This is a genomic window from Lacihabitans sp. LS3-19, assembly GCF_024343575.1.
Taxonomy (GTDB): domain Bacteria; phylum Bacteroidota; class Bacteroidia; order Cytophagales; family Spirosomataceae; genus Leadbetterella.
Genome location: NZ_RJUA01000115.1, coordinates 13,448 through 35,020, shown reverse-complemented (window position 1 = coordinate 35,020; position 21,573 = coordinate 13,448). Strand labels below are relative to the sequence as shown.

Sequence of the window (21,573 nt, the reverse complement as noted above, 5' to 3'; positions counted from 1 at the left end):
ATGCCCTACACACGAATTATATGTATCCAAAACTATGCCAATCAAAAAAAATAATATTTTATTTTTTAAACGGAGGGAAAAAAACTCATAAATTACTAAAAATCAGACAGCTATGTCATCTCAATCAAATTTGAGTATTTTCATGCTTTTTGAAGAATTTTGTATTAAAAATGGCTAAAACTATGGTAAGTATTTATCAACCAAAACTATGCCAATAAAAAATAAACAAAAATAGCCTAACATAATGCTAGGCTATTAAAAGAAAAAAAATGCTTATAAATTTAAAAATCTTTTCCTACTGAAATATATAATTTGGGCTTATTATAATCTTTATCTTCTTTACCAACAGCGTAGTCAGCTTTCACGAAAAGACCTAAAATTGTGGTTCTTACACCTACTCCCATTCCCATTAAAAATGGATTCTTGAAGTTTGTAACTTCAGCAAAAAACGGACTAATACCATCTGAACCAATCAAGATAGTATTCAGACTATTTTGCCTACTGAAAGGCCCCTTTGTTCCATTCCAAGCAGTCCCAATGTCATAAAAACCAACCACTTGAAGACTCCTAAGAAATGAACTCGACAAAGAACTCCTTGGAAAATAATCTGCTAAATGTGCTCTTAACTCTACGTTTGACAATATGTAATTATTGCCAAAAAGTCTCGCAAAATCAAAACCTCTTAATTGTCCTGGAAAATTATAAAAAAGTATATCTCTGAAGTCACCAGTTGGGCCTGGTAGTAAACCCTTTGCATCATAGATTGACCTATTGAGGTTGTTTTCTACACCGCCAAGAAACGAATACTTAGGAGCATTACCCATTGATCTTCCAAAATTAAACCTCCCTGCCAAAACAAGTCCTTTTACCAATTTCTGATAATGCCTTAAGTCTAAATTTAGACCTTGAAAATTCTGTGAATTATCTTTTAGATTTATATTTCTTTGGTATGAAATTTTACCTTTTGTTCCATATTCAACCCCATTGGCATTCCCTATCGTATTATCAAAAACCAATTGAAAATCTGATGAAAGGAAAGTACTATTTATGTTTTCACGACCTGGCAGGTCGTATTCTATGTCTGTGGTTTTTAAAAAAGTTGGACTAAAAACAAATTTAAGATTTTGAGTAAAAGGATATATAACACTCGCAGAAATAGTCTGAGAAAGGATTCTACGGGATAACAAAATCGATTTATCTGACTGTGGATAGATTTTTAAAGGCCTAAAAAGGTAATTATTAGATTCATCTATACTTTCAAAATTTATTGACCTTTTCTCAAATTTAAACAGATAATCTATTTTTTTAGCATAATTCCCATAAGAAAGCGAATAATCGTAATTCTTAAAAAATGGAGCTGAAGGCCTTACGTAAGTTTTTAAAGTAAAGACATTATTCTCTAATAGATCATTAAATATAAGCTTATAACCTACACCAAATCTTCGAGCTGGGTCCATCAAAATACTTATGTCATTACCGCCAGACACCAACAAATTCTTGTATGATTTTACTGGACTTATCTTCAATTCATCTGTACTTTTCTTAAACTTACCCGGCTTCTCTTCTATAGATTTTACCAAAGATAACTCATCATCTTTCTTTTGTAGTTTATATTTTTGAACATTTACTTCATCAAAAACGTAATTATCTGTATCTATTTCATTTGATTTGAGATTAGTCAATCCTACAGTAGCTTTGGGAGTCTCCACCTTATTAACAACCTCCGCCTTTTGTTCTATTTTAGAAGGGCCATCTATATAATAACTCTTCCATTCTTTTTGAAATTTACTAAAAGAAACACCCAAAGTACTTGTGATACTTGACTGTTCATTTCTAATAATCCTAGTAAGATTCAGAATGTTGGATATATTATCTTTACCATATTTTGATGCGATATAATGCCAAATAGACTGTCCTATTATCTCTGCATCTTTTCCAGTTATTTGCGATAATTTTTGGTTTTGATTTTTTTGTATGGTCTCTTTAAACAGTTGATTCTTTAGATTATTATCTGGCTCAGCTATGTAAGCAGAAACGCCGGTAATATACCAATCAGGAACCATAAGGAGCAATTGACTCTGGACAGCTTCCTTCAAACTACCGCCATACAACATATCATAAACAAATAAGGTGGCGATTTCTTTGATAAGTTTATTGTAAAAAAGTGAGTCATTTTTAGAATATGCAAGTTGAACTCTGGCCTTGGACAGATTCAATATTCCGCCATCAACATCATTAGGTGCCATACTTCCGATGTTGCTTTGACTGAGGTCATCAACCGAGTTATAAATGTAGATTTTCATTACCGAAAACGGTGTATAGCCCAAAGTTTCGGTAATTTTCTCGTATTCCTCTTCCGCCTTTTTAGCAGATTTTTTGGCGAGTTCTTCACCTCCACGATAGAAATTCAACTCAAAATTATTACTTCTGATTGTTTTCCAGTCGAATCTCTTCCTTTGAATTTTACTCTGCCCAAATTCTTCATCGGTGACACCATAATATCGCTGGCTGTAGCTTTTGATGCTAGTAGATACCAACAAAATGAGCAAAAATAGTAGTATATTTTTAGAATTCATTAGTTTAAAAAATTGGTCAAAAAAACGGTGAAGGCCAATTAAGGTTTACGAATATAACGAATAATGCCTTTCAATGTTTGCTTCTGGATTAATATCTTTTTGGTAAAATATAAAATCGAGTAATTGTCCCGTAAAATACGGTGCTAACGATACCCCTTTTGTTCCTAACCCATTAAAAATAAAAAGGTTTTTATATTTTGGGTGAACACCTACAAAAGGTCTCCTATCTTTAGTTGCGGGCCTAATTCCCGCTTGTTGATCTTCTATTTTAAAGTCAGAAATTAGCACTTTGTTCATAGTGGCCAAAAGCTCATCTTTTGCTTTTTCCGTCGGTTCGAAATCCAAACTATGCCAACTGTATGTTGCTCCTAACCTCACTTTATTGTTTCCCAAAGGCATCAACCACTTACCTTGGTTAACGATCGGTTTTACATTATAATTCTCAATTTCTCCAATCAGCGTCTCTCCTTTCACAGGATTAAATGGCAACCAATCGAAATACGGATTTTTAGAAGCATAAAACCCTTCACAAAAAATAATCTTCGAAACAAATATGTTTTTATAATTCACTCTCTCCTCTTCTGTCCTTAACAAACTATAATCAAAGTTTTCTTCAATTAAAGCTTCATTTTTTATTAATTTTTCTTTAATTCTAGAAACTAAAAGAGGTACATCACACCAACCCGCCTTTTGGGTAAACATTCCTCCCAATTCGATTTTAAAATGCTTTTGAAATTCAGTAACATCTTCAATAACCTCTAAATAATCTTCTAACCTATTTTTTTCAATTTGATTTAGAAAATGCTTTTTGTTTTCGGGATTAGAAAAAGGCCTAAACAAGCCCGTTTGATGAAAGAAACTTCCACCTAATTCGTTTTCTAAAGTACGATAATATTCAAACAAAAGACCAAAAAGCTCCTCATGCAGCCATGTTTTTGCCAAATATTTACCAGTAACTGGATTGACCATACCACCAGCTACTGAACTGGAAGATTTGAGCGAATTGTCTTGAAAAACAATAATTTTTTGACCTCGATTTAAGAGCTCATTTGCTATTAAAGAACCTGCGAGTCCATTTCCAACAATTATAAAATCGTAGGTTTTCATCCTCTAAGTTTTTGCGAAATTACCATATCCGCCAAAAGTATCACTTGGTCTACTTGCTCATCAAGCGTCATAAAAGTAGTATCAATAACCACAGCATCTTCGGCTTGCCTAAGTGGACTTTCGGCTCTGGTTGTATCTATGATATCTCTTTTTTCTATATTTTTTAAAATATCCTCTAAGTCTGTAATTTCGCCTTTAGCCATCAGTTCTATTTGTCGCCTTTGAGCTCTTACAAGCGGATCTGCAGTCATGAAAATTTTCAATTCAGCTTCTGGAAAAACAACGGTGCCAATATCTCGACCGTCCATTACAAAACCTCTCTTTTTGGCCATTTTGCGTTGTTGAGCAACCATTGCATGCCTTACTTCGGCTATAGCACTGACTTCACTTACTTTATTGGCTACATATAATTTCCGAATTTCATCTTCTACATTCAGCCCATTAAGATAGGTTTCGTTCAAACCAGTTGTACTCAACCTAAACTCAATATTTATATTTTCCAGAGCAGCTGCAACTTCTTTTTCCGAACTTGCTGAAACGTGATTTTGAATAAAAAACAAAGTTACGGCACGATACATTGCTCCTGTATCAATATAACTGTATCCTATATAAGCAGCGGCTTTTTTGGCAGTGGAACTTTTTCCACACGAAGAGTACCCATCTATTGCAATTATTATCTTTGACATTGGCTTTTATTTAGTGAAAGCGTAGAATTTTATTTTTTTAAATTTAAAACATCGATAGGCAAAAACCGAATTTTATTTTTTTTTATTTCAGTTTTTGCTTTAAAAAACTCAATATTTTTTCAATATCCTGAGCATCAAACCATTCGAAATTATCCTTGTTTTTAAACCAAGTCATCTGCCTTTTGGCATACCGACGGGTGTTTCTTTTCAACAAATCAACCATAGTTTGATAATCGTATTCGTTTTCCAGAAAACCAAACACTTCTTTATATCCAACGGTTTGAAGAGCATTTTGATTTTTAAATTCCAATAAACTTTCTACTTCTTTTACCAAACCGCTTTCGAGCATTTTATCCACTCTCCTATTTATTCGTTCATAAAGCTCCTCTCGTGGAGACTCAATTCCGATTTTCACAATGTCATAATCACGCTTTTTTGGTGCATTTTTTTGAAACAATGAATAAGGTTTTCCTGTACTCAAACACACCTCTAAAGCCCTAACTACCCTCTGTCCATTCTGAAGGTCTATGTTTTTATAAGTAATTTCATCCAGTTTTTTCAATTCTTCCTGCAGTTGCGAGAGTTCACCTTTTTCTAGCCTTTCCATCAATTGGGCTCTAAGTTGTAGAGGAGCCTCGGGCATATCGTCGAGTCCAGAAACCACGGCTTGTACAAACAAACCAGAGCCTCCAACCATAATGGCCACCTCTTTTTCTTGGAAATATTTATTTAGAAAACTATCGACATCTCTTTCAAAATCTCCCGCACTATAATGAATACCTACACTATGAGAATCTACAAAATGATGTTTAATGCCTTGCATTTCTTCCAAACTTGGCTTGGCGGTACCGATGCTCATTTCTTTATAAAACTGCCGAGAATCGCACGAAATAATTTCGCAAGAAAGCTTTTTGGCCAATTTTACAGCCAAATCTGTTTTGCCCACAGCCGTTGGACCAACCAATATAATAAGGGTATGTTTGATAATGATTTGTTAAAAATTTAGACAAATTTATGATATTGTTCTTAATTTAGATTTTCAAATCTAAAAAATACAACATGGAGTTTGTTTTGTTTATTATTGCTTTGGTAGTTGGAGGCTTGGCGTCATGGCAAATTTTCAACTGGATGTATGGCAAAAAACTCAAAGACAACAAGGAGAGTTTGAGAATAGAATCCAATATATTATTAGAGCGAATAGAGAAAGTATTTAAGGTAGTTTTAGCCGAAGGTTATTTTACAGAGATATACGACCACAACTCTCAGAAGGAATTTTGGGGAATGTTTAAATCTAGCAATAAGGCTTTAGTAGTGGCAAAGGCCAAGGTTTCAGTTGGGTATGATTTCTCAAAAATGAAGTTTAGAAAAGAGAATAATGAACGAAAGCTGATTATTGAGGAGTTTGCTCCTGCGGAAATATTATCAGTAGATACGGATTACAAATTCTATGATATAAACCAGGGTATTTTAAATAAGTTTAACAACGAAGATTACACAGCTATATTAGCTCAGGCTAAAAAACTGATGCAGGAAAAAGCTCAAGAGAGTGATTTGCCCCAAATTGCTGCCAACCAATTAAAATTAATGATGAATCAGTTGGCGGCATCGATGAACTGGGAAGTAGATTTAAATGCGATTCCTGGTCCTACCCAAAAAATGATAGAACCGAAATCAAAAGCTCAAAATTTATTAGAAAAAGCTACTGGTTTGGATGCTTAATTATTTCAAAGTTTTTTAAAAACTAGCGTAAGTTTTCCAGTATTGGCATAAATTTTATTCCCGATAAGTGTAAAAGATGAGTCTGTTACATTTTCGACATTAAGTCTTAAATCTTTTATTTCTTTGTTATTTAGAAAACGCCAATTCGAAAAATACATCACTTTGTTATTTTCTTCCAGAAGCCACTTACTTTCAACTTTTAATTCGTTTGGCTCACCTTTGCATTTTGTTTTATTTTCATATTTTTTAAAATCACCAGTTTTTTCAAATTCCCAGATATCATCAACCTCACAGTCTAGTGTGAGCGGATATGTATTAACAATACCGCTGGAATTTATTACTTCAATGGCAGTTGATTTTATTAACCATTCTTTTTTCTCTTTGCTTGTGAGCAACTCCTGAACAGTCGGCTCTTTAACTACATCCTCTTTATTACATGAGCCAAGTAAGGTTATTGAAATTCCGCTTATAAAAAGTAGTTTTTTTGAAAAAGTATTCACGTCTTTGTTTTTAAAATTTTAGGAAAGCACTAAATCCTTCATTTCAAAAAGTCTACCAAAATAGTTAGAAGTAAATTATACTTAGCCAACGGTTACATTTCTGTCTTTTTATTTAAAAAAGCCAAACTTAAAGCTAGCAATAATATTATTTCGGCAAAAAAGGCATTATTCATTACCTTTGCAGAATAATTAACGATTTATGGCATTAATAGAGGAATTAGAAGATCAGGGCAATGTTTTGTTCAAATATAGAAGTTACATCCCATTGGTATTTTTACTTTCAGGTTTGGGGGTTTATATCTATAAAATACACAATTTAAGCTATCCCAATCTCGGTTTCGATTATTGGCTAATATGTCTTGCCGTTGGCCTCTTGGGACTTTTAGTAAGAATTTATGCCGTTGGACACACACCTAAAAATACCTCTGGAAGAAATACAACGGAAGGCCAAGTAGCAGATGAACTCAATCAAACGGGCATATATTCGATAGTCCGCCATCCACTTTATCTTGGCAATTTTTTGATGTGGCTTGCTGTAGGAATGCTTACAGCTGACCTTTGGTATATTGTGGCTTTTACATTTATGTATTGGGTATATTACGAACGCATAATGTTTGCGGAGGAAGCATTCTTGAGAAGAAAATTTGGAGAAGCTTACCTAAATTGGGCAGCTGACAAACCTGCTTTCATTCCAAAATTTCAGGTGCCAACAAATCCGAAATATCCATTTTCGATAAAAAAAATATTAAAAAAAGAGAAAAATGGTGTGGCAGCAATGTTTGGCCTTTTCTATCTCTTTGAAGTAGTTGGTGAATACATAAAATGGGGAGAATATACTTTTAGGCCAACGTTTTGGTTCTGGGGTTTTGCCATTAGCACAGTGGTATATTTGATTTTAAAAACCATAAAAAGAGGAACTAATCTTTTAGAAGAAGAAGGTAGATGAGATATAATTGGGACAGCATATTAACGAAATCAGCATATTTGTATTTGAGTTTGCCTTTTCTGATTTTTTGCGTGTCATGGCTCAATTTACCCTCCGCTTTTGCCTTTTCGGCAATTACTTTAGTGTCTATTTTTTTTAGTTTAAAAAATGTAGACTCTGATCCTGAAATCAATTTTCTTTTGATCAAAAAGCCCAAAACAATCATTTGGGCATTAACAATCATTCTATTTATTATTTTCTTTTCTGGTATTGGTCACTACACTTACCAAAACAATGACCACTTATACCGAGGAGCACTTTTTGCAGATCTTGTAAAATATGATTGGCCAGTAATGTACCACGTCACAGGATTTCCGGGACATTTTCTCGAAGGCAAAACCACCATGATGACTTATTATCTTGGTTTTTATTTGCCGTCTGCTGCTGTTGGGAAGCTGTTTGGACTTAGTGCCGCTCGTTTTGCACTTTTCCTTTGGACCTTTATCGGAACAGTTTTGGTGGTGTTCCAAGTTGGCAAATATTTAAAGAGATTTAATCTTAAATTACTCCTTTTGTTTTTTGGCTGGGGCACCTTATTTTTCATTGGGGCTTTGTACAAAAACTCTTTCATTGACATATATGCAGAAAAAGCCAATCCGCTCTGGGCTGGAATGATATTATACGCTGACAGCAATCTTGGCTTGATATATTGGACATTTAATCAATCACTTACGGCTTGGCTAATTATTCTTTTGATATTCAACAAAGGCCCTAAAAAGAACCTATTATTTCTTTATAGTCTTTGCTTTTTCCTTAGCCCTTTTGCTTTTGTAGGCCTTTTGCCTTTTGTACTTTATTATTTTTTCACCAACCTCGAAGGCAAATTATTTCAAAACTTCTGGAAGCATTTTGTCCCCTATATCAGTTTTCAAAATATTTTGGGTGCAGGCCTAGTGGTTGCTTTAAACTTCCTTTATTTAAACTCAAACAAAGCCGCTAAGTTTTTTCAAGTTTTAAGTCATTCTCCAAAGAAATTCATCGTGTTCATGTTGCTTTCTTGGGTCATTATTGCTTTTTTGATTAGTCCAAGATTTAAGAAAAATGCATTGTATTGGTTAGTTGTTGCTGTCCTTATACCTTTGCCTTTTTTCCAACAAGGTTATGGCATTGATTTTCCAGGAAGGCTTTCAATACCGGCTTTGTTCTTATTGATGTTGAAGGTTGGGCAGTTTTTGATAGAAGAAAAAAAATCGTTTAGAAAATATGCCGTATTGGCTTATATGGCCATAAGTGCCACTTGGCATATCGGCTTTGAACTTGGCAAATCAATTATTTGGACTTCTGCCGAAAATATAAGCCATAAAACTTCAATCGATGACCAATTGATGGATTCCGACAATCCAAAACTTCAAGAACTTGGTAAAATATTAAAAGATATCGAAGGCAAAAATATTCTAATTCAAGACCACAAAACCATTGTAAACCCCAAAAACGATGTCATCTGGAACTATATGGCTGACATTGAAGGGTCGACGTTTTACAGGTGGTTTGCTAAGAAGAGGTGAATATTGGTAAAGTTTGTGGGGACACAAAAATTGGACACACAAACTTTGGACACTCAAACTTTGGCTGATAAGCCAAACACTTACCTATTAATTCTGGCAAGTGTTTGACAAAAAAAATCCTTAGTACCTTATTCCCCAAGGAAATCTATGCAAAGATTCTTGTTGTTTTATATAAGTATATATTGAATCATTATACGCTGCTAAGGCTATCTTTTTCCCTTTCAATTTTTTTGGCAATTTGGGAATCTCTTGTGCTGGATTAAAAATTATGCTTGTGGCCGTTAACACTATTGCACCTTCATCTATGTCCGTTTCTAAAATCATTCCAGGTAAACCATAAAATCGCTCAGGACCTGAGGAAACTGGAATTTCAGTACTAAACCAAGCTATTATTTTTTGATTCTTTACAGTGTCTACCATGCTGGCTTTCATACAAATATACCCTGCTACCTCCTTTATGTCATTTAAAACTTTCCATTTAGGCATTTTTAAACTATCCTCTAGAATATAAGTTTTACCCAACATTTCATGAATTTCCAAAAGCTTTTCGTTTTCAAAATCCCTCGTTATTCTATACTCGTCATTTCTCCAACTGTAAGTACCATCTTCAGATTGTTCTTGTTGATCTTGAAAGGTATAGTAACTGGTTTTATCATTAAAATCCAAAACCATTTTTTGCTTATACTCTGTATCATTTTTCCAAGTTTGGGCCATACGGTCTTTTTCTTCTTGTGACAGATAGGTGGCCTTACTCCTGATTTTTACCCAATCAGTTTTTCGCTCATAAATTATTTGTCCGGCCGACTTTTGAGCGAAAGTTGAAATTGCTGTTGCTATTAAAATTGTTATTAAAACTATATTTCTCATTTTTTGATTTTTTTTATTTTACTTTAAAACTACTCCCATCTACTTTTTTTAACTTTTGCCGATACCCCACGCATGTTGTAAGTATAAGTTACCATAAAATACCGTGTCAAAGTTTGGGTAACTGACGAAGTTATCACGTTTTGAAATGCTGATTGTCTTATACCTGCATTTTTCTTAAACACGTCATAAATACTGAATCGTATCTCAGACTTTTTGGCTTTGCCTAAAATCTTATAAGTACTCATATTCAAAATAGGAAGTTGTTGATTGAAGCCCAGTTTTTTGTTTTGATAGCTGGTATAATTAAAATCAGTCGTGAAATAAATAGACTTTGGCATCTGGATGGTCATATTTGCTCTTAGGTCGTTTTGCGTAAAACGTTGATTTTGTGTAGAAGCAATAGAATACTCAGAGAAATTGATTCCAGAGCCTCCCGAAAGAAATAATGAGAACCAATCAATTGGGGTTAAATCCAGACGAAAACCGAAGTGGTAATTTTGGCTTTTATTGTCATTTAGATTGTTGTTTATGTATATTAAATTCTTGCCAAAATTACTGTAAGAATCTAAATTAGCCGAAACCTTGGTCTTTTTGATTGGAAATCCAAAACTTAAATAATACCCGTAATTATTTCCACCTGAAATATTCTCAGGCGTTAAAGTTGTCACTAAACTTGCATCAATTTGTTGATTATAAACTACTTGATTTTTATAGCTGGCATAATTGAGGTTAGCAAAAACATTAATAAATGATACCGGATTGAACAAACTAAAACCTACATTTCCGCTTCTTGAGGTAGTAGGTAATAAATCTGGGTTTCCGTTCCTGATAAATAAAGGATTGCTATTATCTGTAAAAGGCGTTAAATCTCTGATTTTTGGAGCCGCTACACCAATTTCAAAACTACTGTATAGATATTTGTTGTTTTTAAGGTCAATATTTACACTCACGTTTGGTAAAAGTGACTGGTAAGTATTGCTAATATTGCCAATCAAAGCACCTTTTTGATTATTATAAAAATTGCCGTCAATGTTGAATTGTTGAGCTGCAGCACCGATTGCCAAATTATATCCTTTGTTAGAATATCTTAAAGCAGACCCTATTCTATTATAGATAATTTGGTTTTCAAAATACCTACTTAATGAATCCACCCGTGGTTTATTGTCAGAAAACAAATCATAAACATCTCTATCAACAGTTTGATTTAAATCGCTGAAATTATAGAATGTCTCTAAAAAAAACTTTTTGTTTAACGGTTCAATAAACAATAAACTAGACTTGAGCTCATAACTACTCGAAGGTGCCAACACGTTTTGGTTTAGATTCAAATTCCTATTTCCAATCGAGAAATTATCTCCAACTACTGTAAATTGATTAATATTGTTTTTTTGCACACTTTCTTGGTCATTAGAATTTTTATTGTAAGATCCTGACCAAGCAAAATTTCGACCTTTTTTCATAAACTTATGACGATAAACCAAAGCACTTTGTAAAATGAAGTTATTGGCCGAATAATTATTTAATTTATCTTGGTTTCTGAATTTCTCATCTCCAATGTTGGTAAAATCAGTCAAACTTGTTGAATTCTGGGAGCGATTACCAATTTTAGAGTTTACATTCAATATCAGGGTATTCAATGAGTCCACCATTTTTTCAAACCTAAAACTAACTCTATGGTTTTGAGAATAATTTGAATTAAAACTTGAATCCTTTGTGAAATAAGACTGACCATTTGGCAAAAAATACTGAGAATTCGTGGCCTGATTCATTGACTGGCTAGACTGATTAAAAAAGTAATTCGAGCTTACTTTTGTCTTTTTGGTGTCGTAGTTGTAGTTCATGCCACCAGCATAATTTTTCGACAAACCTTGTCCTGGTCGCCATGATTGAGGTATCTCTAGACCTTCCTCTTCATCATCACCAAAATATATAAACCGCATGCCCCCTTGTGAGAATCCGAAGTCAGCGTTGTCGTTCCAATTGTAAGACTGACTGCCTTTAAAGTCTTGGTAGTCGTTATTCGAAAGTCCTGTTTGGTTGATGTTATTTCCAAAACCCACAACAGCAAACTGGTTTTTACTGTCAAACTTATTGTAATTTCCTTTTGCCATTACTCTGCTATCCGAGCCAGCTCCAACTGTGCCTTTACCAAAGCCTCCTTTCTTAAACTCTTCTTTCAGTTCAAGATTTACAGTTTTTTCATGCTTTCCATCATCCACACCGGTTAGTTTTGACTGATCGGTTTTGTCATTAAAAACCTGAACTTTGTTTATAGCTTCGGCAGGTAAGTTTTTAGTAGCCAATTTAGGATCGTCACCAAAGAACCTTTTACCGTCTACTGTTACCTTTTTGACAGTTTCACCTTGAGCTTTCATGTTGCCCTCGGCATCAACCTGAAAACCGGGTAACTTTCTCAATAATTCTTCTACCGAAGAGCCTGGCGGTACTTTAAATTTGCTCGCATCGTATTCTACAGTGTCTCCTTTAATACTAATTGGAGCTTTGGCTGTTCGGATAACCACCTCCAAAAGTTCCTTTTGAATAGGTTTAAGTTCAATAACACCTAAGTCTAAAACCGGTACGTCTGGATTGTATTTGTGCAACTCTTGGTATGGAAAATATCCCACAAAAGTAGCCTTTACCAAATAATTGGCCTTTTTTACGTTTTTGAATTCGAATTTTCCAGCGTCATCAGATCTCACAAAAGTTACAAGGGCAGAGTCTCCAGGTGTCAACAAAAACACCGATGTAAATGGTAAAGTGTTTTTTTCTGAATCAATAAGCGAGCCTTTAATGGAATAGGATTGTGCTTTTGTGGTAAATGCAAAGCTTATAGCTATTGCAAAGAGTAATAGTTTTTTCATTTTTATTAGTGAGTATTAGTTTGCAAATTGGTCTGGGTTTTGATAGAAAAAAAATGTAATGTCTGGATTTTACAAATTTTAACAATTATTATCGTAACAAATGTTAAAACAATGTTAAAACAAGTAATTCGATTGTAACTAAAACATTAGTTTTTATAGAATATTGTATAAGTCCGAAAAGTTTTTTAAATCTTTTTCTGTATCAATGTCGCTAAGCGTAGGCAAAAAGTTGCAAGTATATGAAAATGAATGAATAATTTCTAAAGCTTCTTTTGCCACATTTTCGTGGCTCCAGGTTTTATTGAGGAATATTTGAGTTAAAAAATCAATAGTATTTATTCTTTCAAAATTAAAACCAAGGGCATAATACCCTCCATCTTTGGATGGCCCAATAACTATTTCAGAATCTTCCAAAAGAGTAAATCCGAGATCAAGAATGTCTGTAGAAACTTCGTAAATATCACTGCCTACAATCAAAGCTTTTGTGTAGCCAAGATCTTTGGCTTCTTCGAAAGCAGAAAGCATGCGTTGACCTAAGTCTGGAGATTGATTTTGTAATCTTTTCTGAAAAATATCATTCTCCCAAATGTCACTATGGTTAATAATGGAGGAATAGAACAGAAGTTTATCAGCATTTACATCCAAAGTCTTTTCATGGATATTTTCCAATAATTTATTAAAAATTTTTAGTGCATTTTCGTCCCCAATAGTATGTGCAAGTCGGGTTTTCACCTTTCCAAGTTCGGGATTTTTAATGAATATGAGGAGAGCTGATTTCAATCTTGTTGGAAGATTTTTATTGCAGAAATATTATTAAAAGATTCAATTTAACTGTTTTCCAGAAGGAATAACTTGAAGTTTCTCTTCTGTTAGGCTTTTATTTTGGGCATGTGTTGAGATTTTATCTATTTTGGCCATTAATTGCAGTTTACAATCTATTTCCTCTACTGGAAGAATTATCACCTCTAAACTTTTCTTTTGATATTCTTTCGGAATCTTTATTACCAAGGTATTCTCTGTACCTTCATAATATTCTCTAAATGCATTCATATAAAATACTTTTCAACAAATATAGAATTATAAACGGATTTTAGAAAATAAAAGATTTTAGCTACTTTTATTTTGCATTTCCAGAGGTAACTCTTCTTTTTTAGTTAAGTACCCAATTTTTCTTGGAAATTGAAAAAAAAAATAGATTTACGAATCCGCTAATTTCTATTAAAACACCTCAAACTGCCGTAAAATGTCGAGATTAAAACAGCATACCAAAAACCTGAAACTTATCACCATTTTTTTGTTATTCTTTACTCAACTTGTTTTTGGGCAAAAATCCATCAAAGGCAAAATAATAGACCATGAAACCAAAGAACCACTGGCCTACGGAACAGTAATTATTAACAATACCACGAAAGCTACTACTTCTGATGAAACTGGAAATTTTACAATCAATGATATTGGATTGGAAAAGTTTGAGGTGGTGGTCAGATATGTTGGTTATGAATCTTTTACAAAAGAAATAAATTTGCTAGGACAAACTAATGTCGACATTACGATAGAGCTAAAACTCGTCCCAAATCTGATGGGAGACTTCGAGGTTAAATCTAAAAAAGATAAAAACTGGCAAAAACAATATCAGCAATTTCAAAAACTGTTTTTCGGCTCAAGCGAATTTGCACAAAAATGCAGAATCGAAAATCCATACGAAATTGATTTTGTCAAAACGGAAAATGGTCTTAAAGCAACCTCAAAAGTACCGCTAATCATCACCAACGATGCGTTGGGGTACAAATTGATTCTTGATTTAAAGGAGTTTCACTCCGACGGGACCGACTACCGAATTGTGTCGAATATATTCTTCATTGAACAAACCCCAACTGACATTAAACAAAAACAATCGTGGGAAACATCCCGAGAAAAGGCCTTCAAATACAGCAGTAAGTTTATTTTCCAATCTATTCTTCAGAAGAATGGTAATCAGGAATTTTACATACCAAAGAAAAATTCGAACGCAGTCAGGGGAAATTACTTCTACTCCGAACTTGACAAATCAATAGTTAAGCTAAAAATAGAAGAGATTAAAATTGACACTTTGACTAATGGTACTTTCAAAATATCTATTCCAAAAAACCTTGAAATTCATGCAAAAAACAAAAAACCCTATAACAATCCTTATTCTGACATTAGCCATTCGGTAAGTTGGATACAGGCCGAAAATGACTTTATATTGACGGATAAAGATGGAAATGCTTTAAATCCGTACGATATTTTTCCTGCTGGCGACCTAAATTTCCTCAAGATTTCGGGAATACTTCCCTTAGATTTTCGGTCAAAAGAGCAACCGATTATCTCTACAATCAAGAACGAAGAAGTTGTCTCTTCAAATTCAATTGAAACGAGCGAAAGAATTTTAATACATGCTAATAAGTCTAGATTTTATGCAGGTGAGACCATTTGGTTTAAAATCTATCAGGAATACAAAACGCCATCTGAGCGTAAAAGTGGCGTAGTTTATATCGATTTGTTCAATGAAAAAGGTGAATTGCGAAATTCGAAAATTTTTCGTTCTGAAAATGGAATAAGTTGGGGAGAGTTTAATTTATCCGATACACTCCAGGCCGGAAAATATGCCTTAAGAGCTTATACTAATCAGATGAGAAGCTCAGGTAAATCTTCAATAGCAGAAATCGAGATTCTCAATAAAAATGAAAGTTTCACGAAGAATGTAGAAAGCATTTCCGATGAATCTCTAAGCATCCTTGAATTAGAAAAATCAATATTTAAAAACGGCGAGAATTTAACATTTGACATAAACGGACAGCCTAATGAGTCCTATTCCATTTCGGTTGTAAAGAAAGAATACAGTTCAAAGTCATTTTTTGAAAACGAAACAATCATGCAACACGGAACAAAAGAGAATATCTTTCCCGTAGAAATTGCGGGAAGGGCTTTTATTGGTAAAACTCCTAAAAAACCAGAAGCCACTGTTTGGAATTTCGGAGCCAACTACAGCAATGTGGAGTTTTTAGAATCTGACAAAAATGAGAAATTCTTACTTCAAAATATTTTTCAATCTGACAGCATTAGCCTTTCATTAAAAGGTTATGACAAGAAAAACAAACCTTTAAGAGATTTAGAGTTAACTGATTTTGGCAGACCAAAATTTGATTACATTTTCTCAAAATCGACAAAAAATATTACAGAATATCAAGAAACTGGAATAAAAAACAGTCCCAAATCTTATGATTTCGACCTTGACAAAATGATAGTTTTGGATGAAGTGGAAGTAAAAGCTAAAAAAACCGAGAATCCGCAATTGCTAAAGGAACGGAAGTTATTTGGCAATCCAAGTAAAAGTTTTAACCCTGATGAAATAGTTAAAACTAGTGCCCCGAATGTTTTGATGACTTTAACCAGTCTACTGCCCAACCTCAAAACGGTTTATGATGTAGAAAAACACACTTTAGATATCAGGTGGAATAGACCTGGATTGCTGACCCCACAAAGACCAAGCATAATTGTAGATGGCCTTGAAATTCAAAGTCCATCAGATATTCAACATTTAACTTCATCAGCTATTGCTAAAATAGACATCTATCAAAATCCGGTTACCACAGTTCAAGGGGCACAATCTTTAATAGTGATTTACACCAAAACTTACCTTAACGAACCTTCAAAAGCCATCACCAAGAAAAAAGATACGGATGTAAAAACTTTCAAATTTTTGGGCTTTTCTTATCCCAAATCTTTCTATTTGCCCACAAAAAACAAAGATGGGCATCGGATAGGTCAAATAGAACAGAGGTCAACCATCTATTGGAATCCAAATATCCAAAACGATGAATCTGGAAAATCCTATATTTCATTTGAAGTTTTGGCTATGCCAGGAGAATATATTATAGAGCTGGCTGGAAAAGATGAAAATGGGAAAGTGATTTCTGAAAGAAAAGTGATTGAAATAAGGTAAAAGCTATACCAAAAATACAACCAAACCTCTAGCTCCGTGTGCTCCTAAAACAAGTGACTGCTCAATATCAGCGGTTTTTGAAGGGCCTGCTAAAAACACACCAAAGCCATAATCTACTGAGCCAATATGCTCATAAGCCTGATGCATGGTAGGTAGAATAGTAGATTTGTCGATAATAATGGCCAAATATTGTGTTATGAAAGGAGCTACTCTTTGACCCATTTCAGTTTCAGTAAGCCAAATTGCACCATTTTCGGCAACGGCAAATTGACCTTTTATAATTAGAAAATCTGCGTCTTTTAATGTGTGCGGGTCAGCCAATTGCCAATCTTTGTTTTCCGAAAATTCGGATAATGTAGAAATCACTCTAGCATTAGGAGGATAGTTTGCTGCGATATACTTTTTAATTTCATCATTATGAGCCACTTGTATTACCTTCCCTCCTATTCCTTCAAGTATTTCGGTGAATTTTTCGACCAAATCAAATTGCTCTCCACCCAAAACCGAAAGATTAGGCAAAGGCAACAAATCAGGTTGATTTTGTTTTATTTTTGAAAGTATATTATCTCTGCTGCTCATATTAAATTTAACCTCACCCCTAAATCCCTTCTCCACAGGGAGAGAGGACTTAAATGTTTTTTCTATTTTTCTCTATTCTTTTTATACCAATCTCTAAAGCTTTCTTCCGGCGGCTCGGGCATTTCACGCTGTTTGTACCATGGATTCATGCTGTTATTTACCAAAAATGGTAATTTATCCATCAACATTCTACCTACTTTTCCTGAAAACTTAAAAACGCCAGGATTTGATAAAACTGTAGACATCCCTTTCATCGCCAAAGTTTTGGACGCTGGTGTATAGCCTTCTTGCACTAAAACTTGTCGCCATTTGTACAATTGTTGATGGATATCGATTTTAACTGGACAAACATTGCTACACGAACCACAAAGTGTACTTGCAAAAGGCAAATCAGCGTTGGCTCGCATATCCAGATTCGGAGCTAAAATAGAACCAATAGGCCCTGCAACGGCATTGTGATAACTATGTCCTCCACTTCTACGATAAACCGGACAAGTATTGAAACATGCCGCACATCGTATGCATTTCAACGAATTGCGAAAATCTTCACGACCCAATTGTGTTGAACGACCATTGTCCACGATCACGATATGCATCTGTTGGCCATCGCGGGGTTTCTTAAAATGGCTCGAATAGGTTGTTATTGGCTGACCAGTAGCACTCCTAGCCAACAACCTCAAAAATACCCCTAAGTGCTTTTTTTGAGGAATGATTTTCTCAAATCCCATACTGGCTATATGAACATCAGCCAGATGAGCTCCCATGTCGGCATTGCCCTCATTGGTACAAACTACAAATTCGCCCGTTTCGGCCACCACAAAATTTACTCCTGTCAAGGCTATAGGTCGAGTCAAAAACTTGTCTCTGAGGTGCTGACGAGCGGCTTCTGTAAGATACTGTGGATCTTTATTTCCTTTTTCTGTTCCTAGGTGTTTGTGAAACAACTCCCCTATTTCTTCTTTTTTCCAGTGAATACAAGGCATTACGATATGTGAAGGTGGTTCTTCGGCCAATTGCACAATTCGTTCACCCAAATCTGTATCAATAACTTCTATACCTTTTTCTTTCAAAAACTCATTCATGTGGCATTCTTCCGTCAACATCGACTTGGACTTAACCATGCCTTTGAAAGTATCAGCAGGAATATCGCCTTTGTAATATTCGGAAATAATTCCGTAAACTATCTCATTGTGTTCTAGGGCATCTGCTGCCCAATGTACTTTTATGCCATTTCGGAGGGCATTTTCTTCAAACTGCACCAAATAATTGTGCATGTTAGATAGTACATTATTTTTTATTTTCGAAGCTGTTTCACGCAAAAGCTCCCAATCATTTATTTGAAAAGCCGCTTTGTCACGTTTCTGACGAACAAAATATAGGGTTTCATCATGCCAAGTGGTACGATCAAAGTCCTTATTGAATATTTCGGCTGCTTCACTATGCGTTTTCATGAAATCGCTTCATTTAGAATTTCTGCAACATGCATTACTTTTATAGCATGCTTTTCTCTACGAATTATGCCTTCCAAGTGCATCAGACAAGAAGTATCGCCTCCTGTCAGAATTTCAGTACCGTTTTTTATATGATCTGTCAAACGGTCTTGTCCCATTCTAACAGAAACGGCCTCTTCAGATACACAAAATGTACCTCCAAAACCGCAGCATTCATCTTTTCTATCCAAAGTAACCAAATCCAAGCCTTTTATGTTCTTTAGCAAAAGCTCAGGTTTTGAAAAATAGGGAGCATTCAATTCTGACATTTGACTTAAGTGCAGTCCACGCTGTCCATGACAGCTTTGATGCAAGCCGACTTTGTGATTAAAGGTTCCTTCTAAGCTTTCAATTTTTAGAATATCAGTGATAAATTCAATCAATTCATAAATTTTTCCTTTTAGTGGAATATGCTCTTTAACGTGCAATGTACAGCTACCAGAAGGAGATACTACATAGTCAAATTTATCAAAATTATCTTGGAAAAGTTTGGAACAATCGCCCGTAATATGCTCATAACCTGAGTTAGCCATAGGTTGACCACAGCAGGTTTGATTTAGAGGAAAAACAACTTCACAGCCCAACTTCTCAAGCAATTGCAAAGTGGCAATACCTACTTTTGGGTAGAATTGATCAATATAACATGGAATAAAAAGGGCTACTTTCATTTGGAATTTCCGGAACCTAGTTTACCAAAATATTTTATGACTTCTGAAAAAAATGGATTTCCCGATTTTATAATTAAGGAACTGTAAATTTTATTATTACCAATGTCTAATATCTTAGAATCAACTTTAATAAATTCGTCTCCTTTAAAGTAATCTACCCATTTATCGAATTTCCTTTTTCTTGCAGCTTGTCTTGAATCCGAAGAATCACAGATGTACAAAATAGCATTTCGAGAACTCTTATTAAAAAAATCTCTGATAAGAAGAGAAATAGTTTCAGGTATTTTGGAATCGGAAGGAAGTTTTCCGTCTTTCGAAGGAATTGCTACGTCAATTACAAACTCGAAAACATCAATATCAAATTCTTTTAAGCCACTAAATAAATAATTACTTTGCTTAAATTTCGCTTCATAATAAACCTCGTTTTCAGTGACAAAAACATACGACTCATTTACTCCTCCTAAAAAGAAAAAGTCATAATGTTTTTTAGATTCACTTTGCATTTCTTCTTCTAAGCTCATCAACCCTTTTTATAAAGTCAGGATTTTGACCATCTTGTTTTATTTCCTCTAGTAATACCTTTTTACTTTCCAATAATTTTTTGGCCAATAAAATAGCATCAGGGCTACTTAAGCTTTTACTTTTTAAAGAAACTGTTATCATTTTAGTCTGATTTTAATTTTTCAAATATAAAACTAAACAAAAATTATCATAATCCAGTTGCAACAGTCTTTAAGCCCCTTTCTCCAATAAATGCATTACGAACATTCAAATCGCGGAAAATGCCGATTGGCGAAATAGCAGCACCCGCTCTCAATCTTGCTTCAGCTACTATTGGTCTTACGTCAGTTCGATACGCACCTTGAATGATTTCCTGGGCTTTTACCACGTCATTTGAAATCCTAGCTTCCTCAAGTGCATCAGCATCCACCAAAAGCGATTGAGCATAAGCAACCATAATAGCCTCCACAGATTGTAATAAATCTTCTAGTGGGTCTTTTATATTGTGGGAAGCATCAATCATCCATCCAAATCCTGAGCCTAATTCAAAAGGAGAATTGTTTGGCTGAGTTCCTTGGGTCAATTCATTAAAAATCAAGAACAACTGATAAGGATTTATACTTCCTACTGTTAGGTCGTCGTCACCATATTTTGAATCATTGAAATGGAAGCCTCCCAATTTCCCTTCCATCATCAACAAACTTACGATTTGCTCTATGTTAGCATTCGGCAAATGATGGCCTAAGTCTACCAATGTATATGCTTTTTCTCCTAATTTTGATGCGTACAGCAATGATTGTCCCCAATCTCCAACTGTCATTGAATAAAAGTTCGGTTCGAAAGCTTTATACTCAACAAACATCTTCCAATCCGACGGTAGTGCAACATAAATTTCTTGGAGACTTTCTAAGGTATTTTCAAATGCTTTTCTGAAATTCAACTGACCTGGAAAGCAAGAACCATCTGACAACCAAACTGTTAAAGACTTAGAACCCAAATCTATTCCATGTTTGATCACTTCTATGTTATGGTCAATAGCTTGCTTGCGAATTGCCTTATTTACATTTTGTAAAGAGCCGAATTTATAAGTTAAAGCCTGATCTGCTTGGTCCTGAAATGTGTTGGAATTTACTGCATCAAAAGCCAAACCATGCTGAGCAGCAAGTGTTTGGATATCTTTTGGCGAAGTCGGAATATCCCATGGAATGTGCAAAGATATTGCTCCAGAAGTTTTATTTAATTTATGTAAAAGTCCTACATCTTCAATTTTTTCTTCCAAACTTCGAGGTTCACCTCCACCAGGAAAACGGCCAAAACGTGTACCCCCAGTTCCTAATGCCCAAGATGGAATGGCAACTTGAAAATCGATAAGCCTTTGAATAATATTTTCAACACCCTCTGTTTCGTTTTTTGCGAAATCAAAAAGGATTTTATGTTTTGCCAATTGTTTGGCGTTATGGTCGTCTATTATATTTTGAGAAATTATCATATTTTGTTGTTTTTAATAGAACACGGATTAACATGGATTTGACACGGATTATCTTAATATTGACATTGATTTA

The 21,573-nt window shown here is 34.5% G+C and carries 19 protein-coding genes; 4 read left to right on the top strand and 15 right to left on the bottom strand.

Going from position 1 to position 21,573, the window contains the following annotated elements:
- Window positions 1–281 precede the first annotated feature (281 nt).
- From EGI22_RS17145 to miaA, 4 genes are all read right to left on the bottom strand, one after another.
- The gene (locus tag EGI22_RS17145; RefSeq protein WP_255069658.1) at window positions 282–2,576 is read right to left on the bottom strand and encodes a hypothetical protein; all 2,295 of its coding nucleotides are present in this window, start codon (window positions 2,574–2,576) and stop codon (window positions 282–284) included.
- A gap of 45 nt (window positions 2,577–2,621) precedes the next feature.
- The gene (locus EGI22_RS17140) at window positions 2,622–3,683 is read right to left on the bottom strand and encodes an FAD-binding oxidoreductase (RefSeq protein WP_255069657.1); all 1,062 of its coding nucleotides are present in this window, start codon (window positions 3,681–3,683) and stop codon (window positions 2,622–2,624) included.
- Window positions 3,680–4,369, bottom strand: coding sequence for a (d)CMP kinase (cmk, locus tag EGI22_RS17135; RefSeq protein ID WP_255069656.1), 690 nt, complete (start codon window positions 4,367–4,369; stop codon window positions 3,680–3,682). The genes EGI22_RS17140 and cmk overlap by 4 nt, the downstream gene beginning before the upstream one ends.
- 82 nt (window positions 4,370–4,451) lie before the next feature.
- Window positions 4,452–5,333, bottom strand: coding sequence for a tRNA (adenosine(37)-N6)-dimethylallyltransferase MiaA (gene miaA / locus EGI22_RS17130; protein ID WP_255069655.1), 882 nt, complete (start codon window positions 5,331–5,333; stop codon window positions 4,452–4,454).
- 95 nt (window positions 5,334–5,428) lie between these two features.
- On the opposite strand from miaA, the gene EGI22_RS17125 reads away from it, so the two are divergent.
- Window positions 5,429–6,088: a DUF4230 domain-containing protein gene (locus tag EGI22_RS17125; RefSeq protein ID WP_255069654.1), complete on the top strand. Its 660-nt coding sequence runs from the start codon at window positions 5,429–5,431 to the stop codon at window positions 6,086–6,088.
- A gap of 5 nt (window positions 6,089–6,093) precedes the next feature.
- Here EGI22_RS17125 and EGI22_RS17120 read toward each other — a convergent pair whose 3' ends face one another.
- Complete coding sequence (locus EGI22_RS17120) at window positions 6,094–6,588, bottom strand: hypothetical protein (RefSeq protein ID WP_255069653.1); 495 nt, start codon at window positions 6,586–6,588, stop codon at window positions 6,094–6,096.
- A 199-nt stretch (window positions 6,589–6,787) separates the two neighbouring features.
- Here EGI22_RS17120 and EGI22_RS17115 point away from each other — a divergent pair, with 199 nt between their 5' ends.
- Together EGI22_RS17115 and EGI22_RS17110 are read left to right on the top strand one after the other, a co-directional pair.
- Window positions 6,788–7,534, top strand: coding sequence for an isoprenylcysteine carboxylmethyltransferase family protein (locus EGI22_RS17115; RefSeq protein ID WP_255069652.1), 747 nt, complete (start codon window positions 6,788–6,790; stop codon window positions 7,532–7,534).
- Complete coding sequence (locus tag EGI22_RS17110; protein ID WP_255069651.1) at window positions 7,531–9,078, top strand: hypothetical protein; 1,548 nt, start codon at window positions 7,531–7,533, stop codon at window positions 9,076–9,078. The genes EGI22_RS17115 and EGI22_RS17110 overlap by 4 nt, the downstream gene beginning before the upstream one ends.
- Window positions 9,079–9,198: 120 nt before the next feature.
- Here EGI22_RS17110 and EGI22_RS17105 read toward each other — a convergent pair whose 3' ends face one another.
- From EGI22_RS17105 to EGI22_RS17090, 4 genes are all read right to left on the bottom strand, one after another.
- Window positions 9,199–9,945, bottom strand: a complete 747-nt coding sequence (locus tag EGI22_RS17105) for a GLPGLI family protein (protein ID WP_255069650.1) — start codon at window positions 9,943–9,945, stop codon at window positions 9,199–9,201.
- Between the two features lie 29 nt (window positions 9,946–9,974).
- Window positions 9,975–12,809: a TonB-dependent receptor gene (locus tag EGI22_RS17100; RefSeq protein ID WP_255069649.1), complete on the bottom strand. Its 2,835-nt coding sequence runs from the start codon at window positions 12,807–12,809 to the stop codon at window positions 9,975–9,977.
- A 153-nt stretch (window positions 12,810–12,962) separates the two neighbouring features.
- On the bottom strand, window positions 12,963–13,589 hold the full coding sequence (locus EGI22_RS17095; protein ID WP_255069648.1) for a TIGR04282 family arsenosugar biosynthesis glycosyltransferase: 627 nt from the start codon (window positions 13,587–13,589) through the stop codon (window positions 12,963–12,965).
- 42 nt (window positions 13,590–13,631) lie between these two features.
- Window positions 13,632–13,859, bottom strand: coding sequence for a hypothetical protein (locus tag EGI22_RS17090; protein ID WP_255069647.1), 228 nt, complete (start codon window positions 13,857–13,859; stop codon window positions 13,632–13,634).
- 193 nt (window positions 13,860–14,052) lie between these two features.
- Between EGI22_RS17090 and EGI22_RS17085 the strand changes: the two genes are divergently transcribed.
- A complete protein-coding gene (locus EGI22_RS17085; protein WP_255069646.1) occupies window positions 14,053–16,773 on the top strand; it encodes a carboxypeptidase-like regulatory domain-containing protein in 2,721 nt (906 codons plus the stop codon).
- Window positions 16,774–16,776: 3 nt separating this feature from the next.
- On the opposite strand, the gene EGI22_RS17080 is transcribed toward EGI22_RS17085, so the two are convergent.
- The 6 genes from EGI22_RS17080 to EGI22_RS17055 form a co-directional block, all read right to left on the bottom strand.
- Entirely contained in the window at window positions 16,777–17,352 is a 576-nt protein-coding gene (locus tag EGI22_RS17080) for an LUD domain-containing protein (RefSeq protein WP_255069645.1), read from the bottom strand.
- Between the two features lie 62 nt (window positions 17,353–17,414).
- Window positions 17,415–18,803, bottom strand: a complete 1,389-nt coding sequence (locus EGI22_RS17075; protein WP_255069644.1) for a lactate utilization protein B — start codon at window positions 18,801–18,803, stop codon at window positions 17,415–17,417.
- Window positions 18,800–19,510 (bottom strand): (Fe-S)-binding protein, encoded by a 711-nt coding sequence (locus EGI22_RS17070; RefSeq protein WP_255069643.1) that lies wholly within the window; start codon window positions 19,508–19,510, stop codon window positions 18,800–18,802. The genes EGI22_RS17075 and EGI22_RS17070 overlap by 4 nt, the downstream gene beginning before the upstream one ends.
- Window positions 19,507–20,031, bottom strand: a complete 525-nt coding sequence (locus EGI22_RS17065; RefSeq protein ID WP_255069642.1) for a DUF6169 family protein — start codon at window positions 20,029–20,031, stop codon at window positions 19,507–19,509. Before EGI22_RS17065 ends, EGI22_RS17070 begins: the two co-directional genes overlap by 4 nt.
- A complete protein-coding gene (locus EGI22_RS17060) occupies window positions 20,003–20,173 on the bottom strand; it encodes a hypothetical protein (protein WP_255069641.1) in 171 nt (56 codons plus the stop codon). The genes EGI22_RS17065 and EGI22_RS17060 overlap by 29 nt, the downstream gene beginning before the upstream one ends.
- A 46-nt stretch (window positions 20,174–20,219) precedes the next feature.
- On the bottom strand, window positions 20,220–21,500 hold the full coding sequence (locus tag EGI22_RS17055; protein WP_255069640.1) for a sugar isomerase: 1,281 nt from the start codon (window positions 21,498–21,500) through the stop codon (window positions 20,220–20,222).
- Between the last annotated feature and the right edge of the window lie 73 nt (window positions 21,501–21,573).

Bases quoted from the DNA above. Each gene is read 5' to 3' on its own strand.
- EGI22_RS17145 (WP_255069658.1), bottom strand. From the start codon at position 2,576: ATGAATTCTAAAAATATACTACTATTTTTGCTCATTTTGTTGGTATCT.
- EGI22_RS17140 (WP_255069657.1), bottom strand. From the start codon at position 3,683: ATGAAAACCTACGATTTTATAATTGTTGGAAATGGACTCGCAGGTTCT.
- cmk (WP_255069656.1), bottom strand. From the start codon at position 4,369: ATGTCAAAGATAATAATTGCAATAGATGGGTACTCTTCGTGTGGAAAA.
- EGI22_RS17125 (WP_255069654.1), top strand. From the start codon at position 5,429: ATGGAGTTTGTTTTGTTTATTATTGCTTTGGTAGTTGGAGGCTTGGCG.
- EGI22_RS17115 (WP_255069652.1), top strand. From the start codon at position 6,788: ATGGCATTAATAGAGGAATTAGAAGATCAGGGCAATGTTTTGTTCAAA.
- EGI22_RS17110 (WP_255069651.1), top strand. From the start codon at position 7,531: ATGAGATATAATTGGGACAGCATATTAACGAAATCAGCATATTTGTAT.
- EGI22_RS17105 (WP_255069650.1), bottom strand. From the start codon at position 9,945: ATGAGAAATATAGTTTTAATAACAATTTTAATAGCAACAGCAATTTCA.
- EGI22_RS17100 (WP_255069649.1), bottom strand. From the start codon at position 12,809: ATGAAAAAACTATTACTCTTTGCAATAGCTATAAGCTTTGCATTTACC.
- EGI22_RS17090 (WP_255069647.1), bottom strand. From the start codon at position 13,859: ATGAATGCATTTAGAGAATATTATGAAGGTACAGAGAATACCTTGGTA.
- EGI22_RS17085 (WP_255069646.1), top strand. From the start codon at position 14,053: ATGTCGAGATTAAAACAGCATACCAAAAACCTGAAACTTATCACCATT.
- EGI22_RS17080 (WP_255069645.1), bottom strand. From the start codon at position 17,352: ATGAGCAGCAGAGATAATATACTTTCAAAAATAAAACAAAATCAACCT.
- EGI22_RS17075 (WP_255069644.1), bottom strand. From the start codon at position 18,803: ATGAAAACGCATAGTGAAGCAGCCGAAATATTCAATAAGGACTTTGAT.
- EGI22_RS17070 (WP_255069643.1), bottom strand. From the start codon at position 19,510: ATGAAAGTAGCCCTTTTTATTCCATGTTATATTGATCAATTCTACCCA.
- EGI22_RS17065 (WP_255069642.1), bottom strand. From the start codon at position 20,031: ATGAGCTTAGAAGAAGAAATGCAAAGTGAATCTAAAAAACATTATGAC.
- EGI22_RS17060 (WP_255069641.1), bottom strand. From the start codon at position 20,173: ATGATAACAGTTTCTTTAAAAAGTAAAAGCTTAAGTAGCCCTGATGCT.
- EGI22_RS17055 (WP_255069640.1), bottom strand. From the start codon at position 21,500: ATGATAATTTCTCAAAATATAATAGACGACCATAACGCCAAACAATTG.